Annotated in this window: 12 protein-coding genes and 1 other RNA gene; 9 read left to right on the top strand and 4 right to left on the bottom strand. The window is 65.6% G+C overall.

Annotated elements, in window-relative coordinates:
• The first annotated feature begins 81 nt into the window (after positions 1-81).
• The 4 genes from ACN22W_RS03300 (at position 82) to ACN22W_RS03315 (ending at position 3,199) form a co-directional block, all read left to right on the top strand.
• Complete coding sequence (locus ACN22W_RS03300) at positions 82-975, top strand: glutamate/aspartate ABC transporter substrate-binding protein (RefSeq protein ID WP_164991988.1); 894 nt, start codon at positions 82-84, stop codon at positions 973-975.
• 84 nt (positions 976-1,059) lie between these two features.
• A complete protein-coding gene (locus ACN22W_RS03305; RefSeq protein WP_129513713.1) occupies positions 1,060-1,800 on the top strand; it encodes an amino acid ABC transporter permease in 741 nt (246 codons plus the stop codon).
• A complete protein-coding gene (gltK, locus tag ACN22W_RS03310; protein ID WP_129513714.1) occupies positions 1,800-2,477 on the top strand; it encodes a glutamate/aspartate ABC transporter permease GltK in 678 nt (225 codons plus the stop codon). Before ACN22W_RS03305 ends, gltK begins: the two co-directional genes overlap by 1 nt.
• Positions 2,474-3,199 (top strand): amino acid ABC transporter ATP-binding protein, encoded by a 726-nt coding sequence (locus ACN22W_RS03315; protein ID WP_046544940.1) that lies wholly within the window; start codon positions 2,474-2,476, stop codon positions 3,197-3,199. The genes gltK and ACN22W_RS03315 overlap by 4 nt, the downstream gene beginning before the upstream one ends.
• A 122-nt stretch (positions 3,200-3,321) precedes the next feature.
• Here ACN22W_RS03315 and ACN22W_RS03320 read toward each other — a convergent pair whose 3' ends face one another.
• Together ACN22W_RS03320 and ACN22W_RS03325 are read right to left on the bottom strand one after the other, a co-directional pair.
• On the bottom strand, positions 3,322-8,589 hold the full coding sequence (locus ACN22W_RS03320; RefSeq protein ID WP_419686217.1) for an autotransporter outer membrane beta-barrel domain-containing protein: 5,268 nt from the start codon (positions 8,587-8,589) through the stop codon (positions 3,322-3,324).
• Positions 8,590-9,239: 650 nt separating this feature from the next.
• Positions 9,240-10,151, bottom strand: a complete 912-nt coding sequence (locus tag ACN22W_RS03325; RefSeq protein ID WP_419686219.1) for a class II glutamine amidotransferase — start codon at positions 10,149-10,151, stop codon at positions 9,240-9,242.
• A gap of 205 nt (positions 10,152-10,356) precedes the next feature.
• Between ACN22W_RS03325 and pyrC the strand changes: the two genes are divergently transcribed.
• Together pyrC and rnpB are read left to right on the top strand one after the other, a co-directional pair.
• On the top strand, positions 10,357-11,421 hold the full coding sequence (gene pyrC, locus ACN22W_RS03330) for a dihydroorotase (RefSeq protein WP_027788369.1): 1,065 nt from the start codon (positions 10,357-10,359) through the stop codon (positions 11,419-11,421).
• A 137-nt stretch (positions 11,422-11,558) separates the two neighbouring features.
• Positions 11,559-11,970, top strand: an RNA gene (gene rnpB / locus ACN22W_RS03335) — RNase P RNA component class A.
• A gap of 70 nt (positions 11,971-12,040) precedes the next feature.
• Here the strand turns inward: rnpB and ACN22W_RS03340 are convergent.
• A complete protein-coding gene (locus tag ACN22W_RS03340) occupies positions 12,041-12,505 on the bottom strand; it encodes an OsmC family protein (RefSeq protein WP_419686221.1) in 465 nt (154 codons plus the stop codon).
• Positions 12,506-12,925: 420 nt separating this feature from the next.
• Positions 12,926-13,210: a hypothetical protein gene (locus ACN22W_RS03345; protein WP_419686222.1), complete on the bottom strand. Its 285-nt coding sequence runs from the start codon at positions 13,208-13,210 to the stop codon at positions 12,926-12,928.
• A gap of 311 nt (positions 13,211-13,521) precedes the next feature.
• Between ACN22W_RS03345 and rplM the strand changes: the two genes are divergently transcribed.
• The 3 genes from rplM (at position 13,522) to erpA (ending at position 14,942) form a co-directional block, all read left to right on the top strand.
• Positions 13,522-13,950, top strand: a complete 429-nt coding sequence (gene rplM / locus ACN22W_RS03350) for a 50S ribosomal protein L13 (protein WP_009687896.1) — start codon at positions 13,522-13,524, stop codon at positions 13,948-13,950.
• Positions 13,951-13,960: 10 nt separating this feature from the next.
• A complete protein-coding gene (gene rpsI, locus ACN22W_RS03355; protein ID WP_048251223.1) occupies positions 13,961-14,353 on the top strand; it encodes a 30S ribosomal protein S9 in 393 nt (130 codons plus the stop codon).
• Between the two features lie 217 nt (positions 14,354-14,570).
• A complete protein-coding gene (gene erpA, locus ACN22W_RS03360; RefSeq protein WP_011350956.1) occupies positions 14,571-14,942 on the top strand; it encodes an iron-sulfur cluster insertion protein ErpA in 372 nt (123 codons plus the stop codon).
• Positions 14,943-14,975 lie beyond the last annotated feature (33 nt).

Below are 14,975 nucleotides of genomic sequence, written 5' to 3' on the forward strand. Positions count from 1 at the left end.
CGTAGTGCGGTAAACAACCAGTACTTTCAAAAATATTACTTTGATACACTGGCGCGGGTTTTAGCCAAGGAGATGACCAAAATGAAATACCAAAAGGCTGTCCTGATGATCGCGGCGCTTTGCGCATTCGCAAGCGGCGCGCATGCTCAGGAGACGGGCACGCTGAAGAAGATCAAGGACACGGGCGTGATCGCGCTGGGCCACCGCGAATCGTCGATCCCGTTCTCCTACTACGACCAGAACCAGCAGGTGGTCGGTTATTCGCGCGAATTCCAGATGAAGGTGGTCGACGCGGTGAAGAAGAAGCTGAACCTGCCGAACCTGCAGGTGAAGAACATTCCGGTCACGTCGCAGAACCGCATTCCGCTGGTGCAGAATGGCACGGTCGACATCGAGTGCGGCTCGACGACCAACAACGCCGAACGTCAGCAGCAGGCTGCGTTCTCCGACACGATCTTCGTGATCGGCACGCGCCTGATGACGAAGAAGGATTCGGGCGTCAAGGATTTCGCGGACCTGAAGGGCAAGACGGTCGTGACGACCGCCGGCACGACGTCCGAGCGCCTGCTGCGCAAGATGAACAACGAGAAGCAGCTCGGCATGAACATCATCAGCGCGAAGGATCACGGCGATTCGTTCAATACGCTCGAATCGGGCCGCGCGGTCGCGTTCATGATGGATGACGCGCTGCTCGCGGGCGAGCGTGCGAAGGCGAAGCAGCCGGGCGAGTGGGTGATCGTCGGCACGCCGCAATCGGAAGAAGCGTACGGCTGCATGATGCGCAAGGGCGATACCGATTTCAAGAAGGTCGTCGACGACGCGATCTCGCAAGTCGAGAAGTCGGGCGACGCCGCGAAGATCTACGCGAAGTGGTTCGAGAACCCGATTCCGCCGAAGGGGCTGAACCTGAACTTCCCGCTGTCCGATTCGATGAAGAAGCTGTACGCGAACCCGAACGACAAGGCGCTCGACTGACCGCACGGCCGTTGATGCAGAAATGACGCTAATGAGACGGAAGAAGCCACGCTTCTTCCGTCTCTTTTTGCTGGAGTCTTGCCCATGTCTTACCACTGGAACTGGGGCATCTTCCTGAGCCCCGTGTCGACCGGCGAGCCGACGACTTATTTCGGATGGCTGATGTCCGGCTTCTGGGTGACGATCGAAGTGTCGCTCGCCGCCTGGGTCATCGCGCTGATCGTCGGATCGCTGTTCGGCGTGCTGCGCACCGTGCCGAACAAATGGCTGTCCGCGCTCGGCACCCTGTACGTGTCGATCTTCCGGAACATTCCGCTGATCGTGCAGTTCTTCGTCTGGTATCTCGTGATACCCGAGTTGCTGCCCGCGTCGATCGGCACCTGGATCAAGCAGTTGCCGCCCGGCACGCAGTTCTTTACCGCGTCGATCATCTGTCTCGGCCTGTTCACGGGCGCGCGCGTGTGCGAACAGGTGCGCTCGGGGATCAACGCGCTGCCGAAGGGCCAGCGCGCCGCCGGCCTCGCGATGGGCTTCACGCAATGGCAGACGTACCGCTACGTGCTGCTGCCCGTTGCGTACCGGATCATCGTGCCGCCGCTCACGTCGGAATTCCTGAATATCTTCAAGAACTCCGCCGTCGCGTCGACGATCGGCCTGCTCGACCTGTCCGCGCAGGCACGCCAGCTCGTCGACTACACCGCGCAGACCTATGAGTCGTTCATCGCGGTCACGCTCGCGTACGTGCTGATCAACCTGGTCGTGATGGCGTTCATGCGCTGGATCGAAGCCCGTACGCGGCTGCCCGGCTATATCGGAGGCAAGTGATGCATCAGTTCGACTGGAGTAGTATTCCCGGCGCGCTGCCGACGCTGTGGACGGGGGCGATCGTCACGTTGCAGATCACGCTGATCGCGATCGTGATCGGGATCGTCTGGGGCACGCTGCTGGCGCTGATGCGGCTGTCCGGCGTCAAGCCGCTCGCGTGGTTCGCGCAGGGCTACGTGACGGTGTTCCGCTCGATCCCGCTCGTGATGGTGCTGCTGTGGTTCTTCCTGATCGTGCCGCAGCTGCTGCAGGGCGTGCTCGGGTTGTCGCCGACGATCGACATCCGTCTCGCATCGGCGATGGTCGCGTTCTCGCTGTTCGAAGCCGCGTATTATTCCGAGATCATCCGCGCCGGCATTCAGTCGGTGCCGCGCGGGCAGGTGAACGCCGCGTTCGCGCTCGGCATGAACTACGCGCAGGCGATGCGCCTCGTGATCCTGCCGCAGGCATTCCGCGCAATGGTGCCGCTGCTGCTCACGCAGGCGATCGTCCTGTTCCAGGATACGTCGCTCGTGTACGTGATCAGTCTCGCGGACTTCTTCCGCACGGCCGCCAACGTCGGCGATCGCGACGGCACGACCGTCGAGATGGTCCTGTTCGCCGGCGCATGTTATTTCGTGATTTGCTCGTTGGCGTCTGTTCTCGTCAAGAGTCTCCAGAAAAAGGTCACACGATGATTTCCATCAAGAACGTTTCGAAGTGGTACGGCCAGTTTCAGGTCCTCACCGACTGCACGACCGAGGTCAAGAAGGGCGAAGTGGTCGTCGTGTGCGGCCCGTCGGGCTCCGGCAAGTCGACGCTGATCAAGACCGTGAACGGCCTCGAGCCGTTCCAGCAGGGCGAGATCCTGGTGAACGGCCAGTCGGTCGGCGACAAGAAGACGAACCTGTCGAAGCTGCGCTCGAAGGTCGGGATGGTGTTCCAGCATTTCGAGCTGTTCCCGCACCTGTCGATCACCGAGAACCTGACGCTCGCGCAGATCAAGGTGCTCGGCCGCGGCAAGGACGAGGCGAACGAGAAGGGCATGAAGTTGCTCGATCGAGTCGGCCTGAAGGCGCATGCGCACAAGTTCCCGGGCCAGCTGTCGGGCGGCCAGCAGCAGCGTGTCGCGATCGCGCGCGCGCTGTCGATGGACCCGATCGCGATGCTGTTCGACGAACCGACGTCCGCGCTCGATCCCGAGATGATCAACGAAGTGCTCGACGTGATGGTCGAACTCGCGCAGGAAGGGATGACGATGATGGTCGTCACGCACGAGATGGGCTTCGCGAAGAAGGTCGCGCATCGCGTGATCTTCATGGACAAGGGCGCGATCGTCGAGGACGACCGCAAGGACGATTTCTTCTCGAATCCGAAATCGGAACGCGCGAAGGACTTCCTCGCGAAGATCCTGCACTGAGCGTTCGCGTATCGCGTGCGCTTCGTGCGCGCCCATGCGAAACCGCCCGGCCGAACGCCGGGCGGTTTTTTTTCGCCGGCTGCCGTTGCTCGCAGCCGGCGGACGGGGCCGTGCGCCGTTCGTTACCAGCTGTACCGGTAGCCGACCTGCCCGACGACGCCGCGCCGATACGCGCCGCCGATGTTGCGCGCGATCTTCGCATTCGCGTACAGCTCGCCCGACTTGCCGAAGCCCGCGGTCACGCCAACGCCGAGCTCGTACCACGTGCGGCCGAGATGCGTCGCGAACGGCGTGCCGCCGACGACGGTCTGGCCTGGCGACAGGAAGTCGTGCAGCACGTCGGCCGTGAAGTACGGCGTCGCGGCGCCGCCGCCCGAATCCGCGGCAAGGTTCGGCCGGAAGATGCGCACGCCGACGCGGCCGCGCAGCGCGTTGGTCGTCGTGCCCGACACGGCCGACACGTTGTCGTTGAACCCGTTCAGTTTCAGGTACTGATACATCAACTGCGCCTGCGGCTCGACCGCGATCGGCGTGTTGCCGATCGCGAACGGCTTGCCGACCTCTTGCGACAGCGCGAAGCCGAAGCCGTTCTGCGACGCCTCGTTGCCGTAGCTGTCGCGATAGCGGTTGCCGTAGTGCGTGACCTGACCGACGCTGTCGAAGTACGTGCCGTCGGACAGATAGCGCGTCCAGTAGCCGCCGACGCTCTGCGCGTGCATCTCGACCGAGCCCGTCGACGTCGACAGGTTCGGCGACGCGGCGCGTGCCATATCGCTGAAGCTCGCGTTCGACACGCCGATGCTGGCCGTCACGCCCGCATGCGTGCTGCCGCCGCCGTTCGGCGCCTGGTCGAGCGTCCAGTCCTTGCCGAACTGCGCGAAGAACGTGCGTTCGTCGGCCGCGAAGCGGCCCGCGTCCGCATCGAGGCTCTCGCCGCCGATGCGCCCCCACACGCCGTCGCGGTTGCCGGGCTGCTGCTTCCCGAGGTTGTAGATGTCGCCCACGCGCTCGTGCAGCTTGCCGAGCGTCGAGAAGCCGTAGTCGGCGTTCAGCAGCGGCGTCAACGCGTAGCCGGCGACGCCCGGGCGATACGCGAGCGTGCCGCCGTTGCCATTCCCGTTGCCGCCGCCGCCGTTCGTGGTGGCCGGATCGATCGGGTCGCCCGGGTCCGTCGAGTCGAGTTGCGAACGCAGGTACCAGTTGTTCGTGCCGCTCTGGCCGCCGCGGTAGAGCCGGTACTCGTAGGCGCCGGCCTGCACGGGGCCCGCCAGCTGGAATGCCGACGCCGTGGTCGTGCCGCCGTTCGTGGCGACGACCACGGGAATCCCGTCGCCCCTGGTCTGTGCGCCAGTGCCGGCCGTATTGGCGATCTTCAGGCCGGTCGTGCCGCTCGCGGCGCCGCCGTTCACGATCAGCTGGTCGGTCGGCGACGCATCGGTGCCGAGATACGTGTTGAGCGCGATCGTGCCGCCGTTGCCGACGTAGCTGCCGGTCGTCAGCGTCTTGTAGCTGCCCGTGAGCGTCGGCGAGCCGACCGGCGCGGCGAACGCGACCAGGCCCGCGTTGTTCAGGCTGCTCAGCACCGAGCTGCCGGTCATGCGCCATGTGCTCGTGCCGTCGATCGTCAGCGCGACCGGATCGATCTTGCCCGTCAGCGTCGTGCCGTTCGCGAGGAACACGTTGCCGGTGCTCGATGCGTCGGAGACGATGTCGCCGGCGAGGTTCACCGCCGACGCGTTGAACGTCACGTTGCTGCCGTTCACGAGATTCAGCAGCGTACCGTTGCCGGCCGTCACGACCGTGCCGTTGCGCACCGCGATGTCGGCCGTGCCGCCGCGCGCAAGGAATGCCGGCCCGGCGGCGGACGTCACGCTACCGCCGTCGACGAGCACCGAGCTCGTCGCGCCGTTCGCCAGTGTGTCCGACGTCAGCACGCCGGCCGTCGCGCCCTTGAGCGTCGTGCCGGTCAACGCGAGCACGCCGCCGCTGTCCGCGGTCGCACCATTGCCGGCCGCGCTGGCGATCGACGACCCCGCATCGGCGACGCGGCCGCCGTTCTGCGCGACGACGCCATCGGCCGCGCCGCCCGACGCGGTGACGGTCGCGCCCGACAGCAGCGCCGTCGCACCGCCGTCCATCACGATCGCATGCGCGCCGGCGCCGGTCGTCGCGACGGTCGTGCCGTTGGCCGCGAGCGTCGAAGCCGCGCCCGACACGAACAGGCCGCGCGCGTTGGCGCCGGCGGTGCGGACGACCGTTGCCGCATCGGTCGCGATGCGCGCGCCCGCGCCGGTCGACGTGAGGCCATCGGCGCCGTTGCCGGTGGTGGCGACCTGCGTGCCGGACAACACGATCGTTGTGTTCGCGCCGAGGTTGCGGATCCCGCTGCCCGATCCGCCGACCGCGATCGACGTCGCGCTGGCCGCGAGCCCGCCGCCCGATACGGTCGAGTCGATCAGCACGCCGTCGGCGCTGCCGTTCGCGATGACGGTGCCCGCTCCTGATAGTGCGACCGACGCGCCGGCGCCCGTCAGGCGCACGCCCGCGATGCCGTCGTCGGCTTCGATCGAACCCGTGTTGGCGAGCGTCGCGGACGCGCCCTGCACGAGCGCGCCGGTGCCGTCGGATACGCGGATCGTCGACGCGTTGTTCACCGTGCCGAGCGTGCCGGCCACGACGCCGGTCGAGCCGGCGCCCGTCAGCAGCACCGTGTCGCGGTTCTCGAGCGTGCCGAGGTTTTGCGAGACGAAGCCCGTCACGCCGGCGGTCGACGACGTGACGGCGGCGTCGTTGATCAGCGTCGTCGCGGCCGGCGCGCCGGCATTCGCGCCGGTGAGGTCGTGCGCCTGGCCGTCGACGACGCCCGCAATGGCGCCGGCCGCGTTCAGGTTGATCGTCGCACCCGCGTCGATCGTGCCCTTCGCGCCGCCTTCGACCGCGATCGCGATGCTATTCGCGCCGTTGACGTTGTAGATCGCGTTGCCGGTCGACAGCGTGGTGCCGGCGTCGGTCGCGAGCACGCCGTGCGCGCGCTGACCGTTGACGTCGGTCGTCAGCGCGCCGGCCGTCGACGCGCCGGTGTAGGACGCGCCGCCCGCGACGCGGAACAGCGTCGAGTCGTCGGTGTCGACGCTGAGGTGCTGCGCGGCGACGTTGATCTTCGAACCGGCGCCATACGCGTAAAAGCCGATCTGGCTGGTGCCCGACATGAACGCGGGCACCGCGTTCGCACCGACGTCGATCGTCGCACCCGAGCGCGCGTGCACGCCGATCGCGCCGGTGCCCGTCAGGTTGAGCGCGCCGTCGAGCGTCGCCTTCGCGAGCGGCCCTTCGGCCCACACGCCGTAGTTGCGCGTGCCCGATGCGGGATCGAGGCCGCCGGCCACGTTGATCGTGCCGGTCGAGGTCGCGGCGGTCGCGTTCGTGCCGGTTCCGACGACCATGATGCCGATGCCGTTCACGCCGTTCAGCGTGATGGTGCCCGTGTTGGTCACGGTCGCGGCGGTGTCGGAGGCGAGCATGCCGACGTTGGCGAGCGGCGTGCCGGGCGCCGCGCCGTTGACGACGATCGTGCCCGCGTTGTTCAGCGTGCCGGACGACGAGCCGATGCTCGCCAGCGCGGCGCCGTTCTGCGTCTGCGAGCCGATCACGATCGTGCCGAGGTTGCTCGCGGTGCCGGATGCGCCGAGCAGGATGCCGTACGCGTGCGCGGACAGCGCGACGTCGTTCGCGGCCTCCGGCGACGCGGCGTCGTACTGGGCCGCGCGGCCGAGGTAGATCGTGCCGCCGGCTTCGTTCGTGAAGCTGCCGCCGTCGACGAGGCCGCCGATCACCTGGCTGTCGAGCGTCGTCGCGTTGACGCCGACGTTGATCGTGCCGGCGTTCGATGTGCTCGCGCCGCCCGTCGCGGCCACCGCGTAGTTCTGCAGGTCCGGGCGCGTGCTGTTGAATGTCCACGCGCCGACGTTCATCACGCCGTGGTTGACGAACGTCGTGCCGGCGCCGTTCGCGTAGACGCCGTTGCCCTCCGTGTACGCGTTGAGGCTGAAGTTGTCGGGCAGCGCGGTGCCGCCCGTATTGAAGTTGTCGCCGGCGGCGTAACCGGACGAGATCACGCCGTTGTTGACGCCGCTCGCGCCGGTCAGCAGGCGCACGAGCGTGAAATCGCCCGACAGGCGTCCGTCGTTGACGAAGTGCGCGCCGTTTTCGGCGAGGACCGCCGAGCTCGAGTCGATCGTGTTGGTGCCGCGGAAGTCGATCTGGCCATCCTTGCCGATGTGCAGCGTCGCGTTCGCGCCCGTGCCGTGCAGCACCGACAGATAGTTCAGCGGCAGCGCATTCTTGTCGCCCGGCGACACGTTGTTCGCATACTCGAAGGATTGCGTGGAGAACGTGACGGCCTGGCTGAACGCGTTGTCGTAGGCGGCCTGCGAACCGAGCGCGCCGCTCTGGACCGACCGCACGAGAAAGTTGTTGTACGCGGCGAGCGACGCGGCATCGGTGACGGTCCACGCACTGCCGTCGAACGCGGTGAAGGTGCCCGCATAGGCCGGCACGTCGAGCAGGACATGGCTGACGGGGCCGCCGCTCGCGAGATAGTCGCCGGTGCCGAGCCAGATCTGGTTGCGTGAATTCCAGTTGACGACGCTTTTCGCGGCGCCCGTGCCGTCCGCGACGAACAGGTCGCTGTTCTTCGGCGCCATCGTGATCGCGTTGCCGGCTGCCGCAGGCGAGCTCGCCGGGTTGCCGATCGACACGTCGAGCGTGCCGCCGGAGCTGTCGACCGTGCCGATCCGCGTGTTCACGTACTGGTTGCCGTTCACGTCGTGATAGACGGGCACGCTGGTCGAACCCGCGCTCGACGCGGCAAACGTGGTCGAGTCGTAGGTGGCGACCGACGCATGGCCGCCGGTGATCGCGTCGGGCGTGCTGACGCTCTGCGTCTTGCCGCCGATCGACAGCAGCGGCTGGTTGGGATTGCCCGACACGACGGACGTGCCGCTGAGCGGCGTCAGCGTGTAGCCCATGTCGCCGGTCGCGCCGGTCCATGCGCCCGTCAGGCCGACCCGGTCGCCGCCCGACACGGTCGTGGCGCCGGCCAGGTTGTCGTTGACGGTCGGGCTGAAACTGCCGAGCGCGCAGTTGCCGCCGCTCGCGACCGCCGCGCCGCTGCCGCACGTCGACGCATACGCGGAGCCGGCCGACAGCGCGGCCAGCGCGGCGCTCAGCGCCGCGACGCGAAACGGCGACCGGCGCGCGGCCGCGCGTACGGCACGGCGGCTTGTGCCGGATTCGCTGCCCGAACGCTTGCCGCGCGCCCGTGTCGTTTCCGCAACCGCGACCCAGCAGCCGGCGGCCTCGCTCCATATCGATCGAAATGAGTGATTCACGACAAGCCTCTCTTTCTTTTTTTGAAGTGGTATTCACCGCGCTGCGGTGAAATCGCAATCCGCGGTGGAGAAATGGCCTGAATGGACGTGCAGCGGCCGTGGCCGTTTCTGCGCCAATCGTGATTCGTTACACCGAGGATGAGCGGAGTCTACTGATCGAGAGGGCGCTCGATTATCAAAAAAATAATGAATGTGGCGATAATGCCGACTTCTGGCGGTATATTTTGATTGTGTGATGAATCGAACTGAAAGCCTTTGTGGATAAGGCTTTTGGAGATTTTGAAGACATCAAGCGATGAATGCTGGATCGGTGGGGTGGCGCACGGTTTGCATCGGGATGGTGCGCTAAAATATGGCTTCCGGATTATATGTATTGCGAATCCGCTGATTTATTTATTTTGTATTTGTGTTATTTTCGCTCGGAAATTAATTAAATCAAGCGAATGTTGTGCGGTGTTGATTCGATATGCCCGAGTGTGGTTCGGATGAAACGAATTCGGCGCCGGGCGAGCGTTTTCTCCGGCCGCGAAGGTCGCCGCATCGCGTGCGCACGCAACCGAACGCAACCGAACGCCGCAACCGGGCGTTGCGGGCGATTGTCTTGCGGTGTCGTGTCGTGGCGAAGAGGGAAGGGCGCCGCCGCGCCGTGCTCAGAAGTCGATCGCGTCGTCGGAATCGACGTCGGCGGCGGTTGCGAGCGCCTCGCGCGCGTCGCGCGGCGCCGATGCCGACGCGTCGAGCGCCGGATTGCGCAGCTTCTCGAGCACGCGCTCGGGCACCGGGATCTGCATCCGCGCGGCGACGTCGCCGCACTGGAACATGATCAGCTCGCCCGGCTCGAACGCGGTCCAGACTTCGTTGTCGGTGAGCGGCTGCGTCGCGATCACCGCGACGCGATCCTCGGGCGTCGTGTATTTCGCGAAGTCGATCGACAGGTCTTCGTCGACCAGATGCGCGGTCGAGAACGGCCAGCGCCGCACGAGGTAGTGCAGCCGAGTCGAGCAGTGCGCGAAGAGCGCCTGGCCGTTCGACATCAGGAAGTTGAACACGCCGTGATCGGTGATGCCGCGCGTCAGCTCGCCGACGCGCTCGAACAGCTCGGGCAGCGGCGGCTGCGCGCCGGGAAATGCCTCGCGCAGCCCCTGCATCAGCACGCAGAACGCCTGTTCGCTGTCGGTCGTGCCGACTGGATGGTAGACGCTGCTGTCCATGTCCGGTGCGTAGTCCTGCAGGTCGCCGTTATGCGCAAAGATCCAGTGCCGGCCCCACAGCTCGCGCATGAACGGGTGGCTGTTCTCGAGCAGGATGTGCCCTTGCGTCGCCTTGCGGATGTGCGCGATCGTGTTCTTGGACTTGATCGGGTAGCGCTTCACCATTTCGGCGATCGGCGAGGTGGCCGACGCCTGGTGATCGATGAACAGGCGGCAGGCCTTGTCCTCGAAGAACGCGATGCCCCAGCCGTCGGCATGGTGATCGGTGAGCCCGCCCCGGGCCGCGAAACCTGTGAAGGAGAATGTGACGTCCGTCGGCGCGGCGCAGTTCATTCCTAAGAGTTGGCACATTTTACTTGGGGCGGCAGGCAGAGGCGGGGGGTAACGAACCGGGCGAACCCCGGTACAATGCGGCTTCTAGCATATCACCGAGCCCTCAGCGGTAAAAAGCGGATTCCGCCGGCCGAAGGCCTCGTGTTGCGGTTTGCCGTCAGTCGGCCCGCGCACGCGGGTTCCGGCCCCGCCGATGGCCGGCACGTTCCTCACGATGCCTCCTATGACTGCCTCGAACGCTTCCTCCCCGGCGACGCTCTCGCTCGCCCGTCCCGACGACTGGCACCTGCACCTGCGGGACGGCGACATGCTGGCCGCCGTGCTGCCGCACACCGCGCGCCAGTTCGGCCGCGCGATCGTCATGCCGAACCTGAAACCACCGGTGACGACCACCGCGCAGGCGCAGGCCTATCGCGAGCGCATCCTGGCCGCGCTGCCGGCCGGGATGACGTTCGAACCGCTGATGACGCTGTACCTGACCGACAACACGCCGCCCGACGAGATCCGCCGCGCGCGCGAAAGTGGCTTCGTGCACGGCGTGAAGCTGTACCCGGCCGGCGCGACGACGAATTCCGACCACGGCGTCACCGATCTCGCGAAATGCGCGAAGACGCTCGAGGCGATGCAGGAAACCGGCATGCCGCTGCTCGTGCATGGCGAGGTGACCGATGCGTCGATCGACCTGTTCGACCGCGAGAAGGTCTTCATCGACCGCGTGATGACGCCGCTGCGCCGCGATTTCCCGGGCCTGAAGGTCGTGTTCGAGCACATCACCACGAAGGACGCGGCCGACTACGTGCGCGATGCCGACGCCGCGCCCGGCCTGCTCGGCGCGACGATCACCGCGCATCACCTGCTGTACAACCGCAACGCGCTGTTCGTCGGCGGGATTCGCCCGCACTACTACTGCCTGCCCGTGCTGAAGCGCGAGACGCATCGCGTCGCGCTGGTCGAAGCCGCGACGTCGGGCAACCCGCGCTTCTTCCTCGGCACCGACAGCGCGCCGCATGCGCGCGACGCGAAGGAAACCGCGTGCGGCTGCGCGGGCTGCTACACGGCGCTGCACGCGCTCGAGCTGTATGCGGAAGCGTTCGACCACGCCGGCGCGCTCGACAAGCTGGAAGGTTTCGCGAGCTTCTTCGGCGCCGATTTCTACGGGCTGCCGCGCAGCGCCGAGACCGTGACGCTGCGCCGCGAGGCGTGGGAGCTGCCGCGCGAGATCTTCGCGGGCGATACGCCGGTCGTGCCGTTGCGCGGCGGCGAGACGATCGGCTGGAAACTCGCGTGACCGGTGCGCCGCCGCGCGAAACCGGCCACACGGCCGGTAGCGGGGCGGCGGATTTCGCGCGGATCGACTGGTCCGCGCCGCGGCTTGCGCATGACGCTGAGCCCGGCCGCGTCGCGCAGTGCTAGAATGCGCGTCGCAAAGCAGGCCAGGCAGTCGCGGCCTCGCCGCCTTCGGGCGCGCGGGGGCGAGGAAAGTCCGGACTCCACAGGGCAGGGTGATGGCTAACGGCCATCCGTGGCGACACGCGGAACAGGGCAACAGAAAGCAAACCGCCGATGGCCCGGCGCAAGCCGGGATCAGGTAAGGGTGAAACGGTGCGGTAAGAGCGCACCGCGGCGACGGCGACGTTCGCCGGCACGGTAACCTCCACCCGGAGCAATTCCAAGTAGGCAGGCGCGCATTTTCGGATGCAGGACGGGGCCCCCGTCTCGTCTGCGGGTAGGAAGCTTGAGCGCGTCAGCAATGGCGCGCCTAGAGGAATGGCTGCCACGCGCTGGGCGCTTCGGCGCGCAGCGTGCACAGAATCCGGCTTATCGGCCTGCTTTGCCGTTCGAATGCGAAAGGGCCGGCGTCTCCTTGCGGAGCGCCGGCCCTTTTTTCATGCGCACGCGCCGTGGGTTCAGGCGGCGACGATGTCGAACGAGTGCGTGAGTTCGGCCGTCTTCGCGATCATGATCGACGCGGAGCAGTACTTGTCGTGCGACAGGTTGATCGCGCGCTCGACCGTGGCCGGGCTCAGGTTGCGGCCCGTGACGGTGAAGTGGAAGTGCACCTTCGTGAACACCTTCGGATCCTCGCTCGCGCGCTCGGCCTTCAGCGTGACCGAGCAGCCGGTGACTTCCTGGCGGCTCTTCTTCAGGATCAGCACGACGTCATAGGCCGTGCAGCCGCCGGTGCCGAGCAGCACCATTTCCATCGGGCGCGGCGCGAGGTTGTGGCCGCCGCCTTCGGGCGCGCCGTCCATCGCGACGAGGTGCCCGCTTCCGGTCTCGGCGGAAAACGCCATGCCGTCCTGACCCATCCAGCTTACTTTGCATTCCACGCTTGCACTCCAGCGTTGCCTGATTCGGATTCGATCCGGCATTGTAGCCCGCAGCGCAACGCTCGGCTGATGCACCGCACGACGTGAAATGCCGGACCCGGGCGGGCGCGGCGCGGCAGCGCGTCGGACGACAATTTCCTTGCTGCTTTTAGGGGTTTTACTCTAGGCGGGGCGGATTCGCGATGGTGTTATCGGGTCTTATGCCACTGATTTCAAAGAAGAAATGCTTTTTCGAGACGCCTTGTTATAAATTTCACATCATGGTGTTTGATTTCGTAATGCAAATTTTCTTGTGAAGTCGGCGGCGCGTTCGTATAATGAGCCTCATTGGTTGTCGCGCTGCGGCAACCTCCGCATGTCTCCTCCACCCTCCTCCTTAGGTGGATTAAGCCCGAACCAGCCGTTCGGGCTTTTTTTCGTCCCATGCAAACATCGTCGCGCGGTTTGCGCGCCCCGGCATCGTCAGGCGGGCTGCCGCGCGGCCGGCTGCGACGTCGCGTCGGGCGCGGTGCCGCGCGAGCGTGAATCAGGCGCCGGCGCGTGGCCGCGTGCGCAGAAGTGGCGTACGCGTTCGCGCACCGCGCGCAGGCGGGCGACGCGATCCTCGGCATGGGCGGTCCGGGCTTCGGCAATGCGCGCATCGAGCGCGTCGAGCTTGGCTTCGCAACTGGCGTGGGCGGCGACGGCAGGCGCCGCGGCGGCCACCAGCGTGGCCGCGAAGAAGGGCGTAAGTCGTTGTTTCATCATGCTTGCTTGTTGTTTTCCGTGTTCGGCCGGTCTGGCGCGGCGAGGTCAGGTGCCGCGCGTCGATGGGTGCCTCCCCGGGCGCTCGGATCGCCTGGCTTGTCGGGGCACGAACGGATTTTGGCCCATTTCGGGCGCCGCGGACACGGGACGTGGATTCCCTTTGACCGCGTCGCCGTATTTCCTTTATAATTCAGGGCTTTTCCGCATTCATGCCCACGGAAAAAGAACAGGGAGAGCCTGCACCGCGCCTCGAAGCGCACACAGACAAGCAGGAAGAACACATCGGGCAAAGCATTTTTTTTGGATCGATCATGAAGACGTTTTCCGCAAAAGCCCATGAGGTGACGCGCGAATGGTACGTGATTGACGCGACGGATAAGGTTCTCGGCCGTGTTGCCAGCGAAGTGGCACGCCGTCTGCGCGGCAAGCACAAGCCTGAGTTCACCCCGCACGTCGACACTGGTGATTTCATCATCATCATCAACGCCAGCAAGTTGAAGGTCACGGGCAACAAGACTCTGGACAAGAAGTACTACCGTCACTCGGGCTACCCGGGCGGCATCTATGAAACGACGTTCGGCAAGATGCAAGAACGCTTCCCGGGCCGTGCGCTCGAGAAAGCGGTCAAGGGCATGCTGCCGAAGGGCCCGCTCGGCTACGCGATGATCAAGAAGCTGAAGGTCTACGCAGAAGCGACGCATCCGCACTCGGCTCAACAGCCGAAGGCGCTCGAGATCTAAGGGGACCCACATGATCGGTAACTGGAACTACGGTACGGGCCGCCGCAAGAGCGCAGTCGCTCGTGTCTTCATCAAGGCTGGCAAGGGCGACATCGTCGTCAACGGCAAGCCCATCGCCGACTACTTCTCGCGCGAAACGTCGCTGATGATCGTGCGTCAACCGCTGGAACTCACGAACCACGGCCAGACGTTCGACATCAAGGTGAACGTGAATGGTGGCGGTGAAACGGGTCAGGCAGGCGCAGTGCGCCACGGCATCACCCGTGCACTGATCGACTACGATGCGACGCTCAAGCCGTCGCTGTCGAGCGCAGGCTTCGTGACGCGCGATGCGCGTGAAGTCGAGCGTAAGAAGGTCGGTCTGCGCAAGGCACGCCGCGCCAAGCAGTTCTCGAAGCGTTAATTCCGCTTCATGGCCTCGCCGCTTTCGGGCGGCGTCCGCCGGAAAAACCGCCAGCTTTCACGCTGGCGGTTTTTTTATGCCCGCTTGCAGCCCGTGCAGCGGCGGTTCGCATGGGTACGTTTGATGAAATCGACAAGAACCTATTGATTTCATGGACTTCAGCACGATCTTCTGATCGGCCCTACAATAGCGGCTAAAGCTTTTTGGAGAGTTCGCAATGAACGCTGTTACCGAATCCGCAGCAACGACGGCCGAAATGCCGGTTCCGTTCGTCTTCACCGACGCCGCGGCCGACAAGGTCAAGCAACTGATCGACGAAGAGGGCAATCCCGACCTGAAGCTGCGCGTGTTCGTGCAGGGTGGCGGCTGCTCCGGCTTCCAGTATGGCTTCACGTTCGACGAGGAAGTCAACGAGGACGACACCGTGATGAACAAGAACGGCGTCCAGCTCCTGATCGACTCGATGAGCTACCAGTACCTGGTTGGCGCCGAGATCGACTACAAGGACGACCTCAACGGCGCCCAGTTCGTGATCAAGAACCCGAACGCGAGCACCACCTGCGGGTGCGGTTCGTCGTTCTCGGTCTGAGCGCACGGCAGATTCCTTCCGGTTCGCCGGAAT

This window comes from Burkholderia theae (genome assembly GCF_048565265.1).
Lineage (GTDB): Bacteria > Pseudomonadota > Gammaproteobacteria > Burkholderiales > Burkholderiaceae > Burkholderia > Burkholderia theae.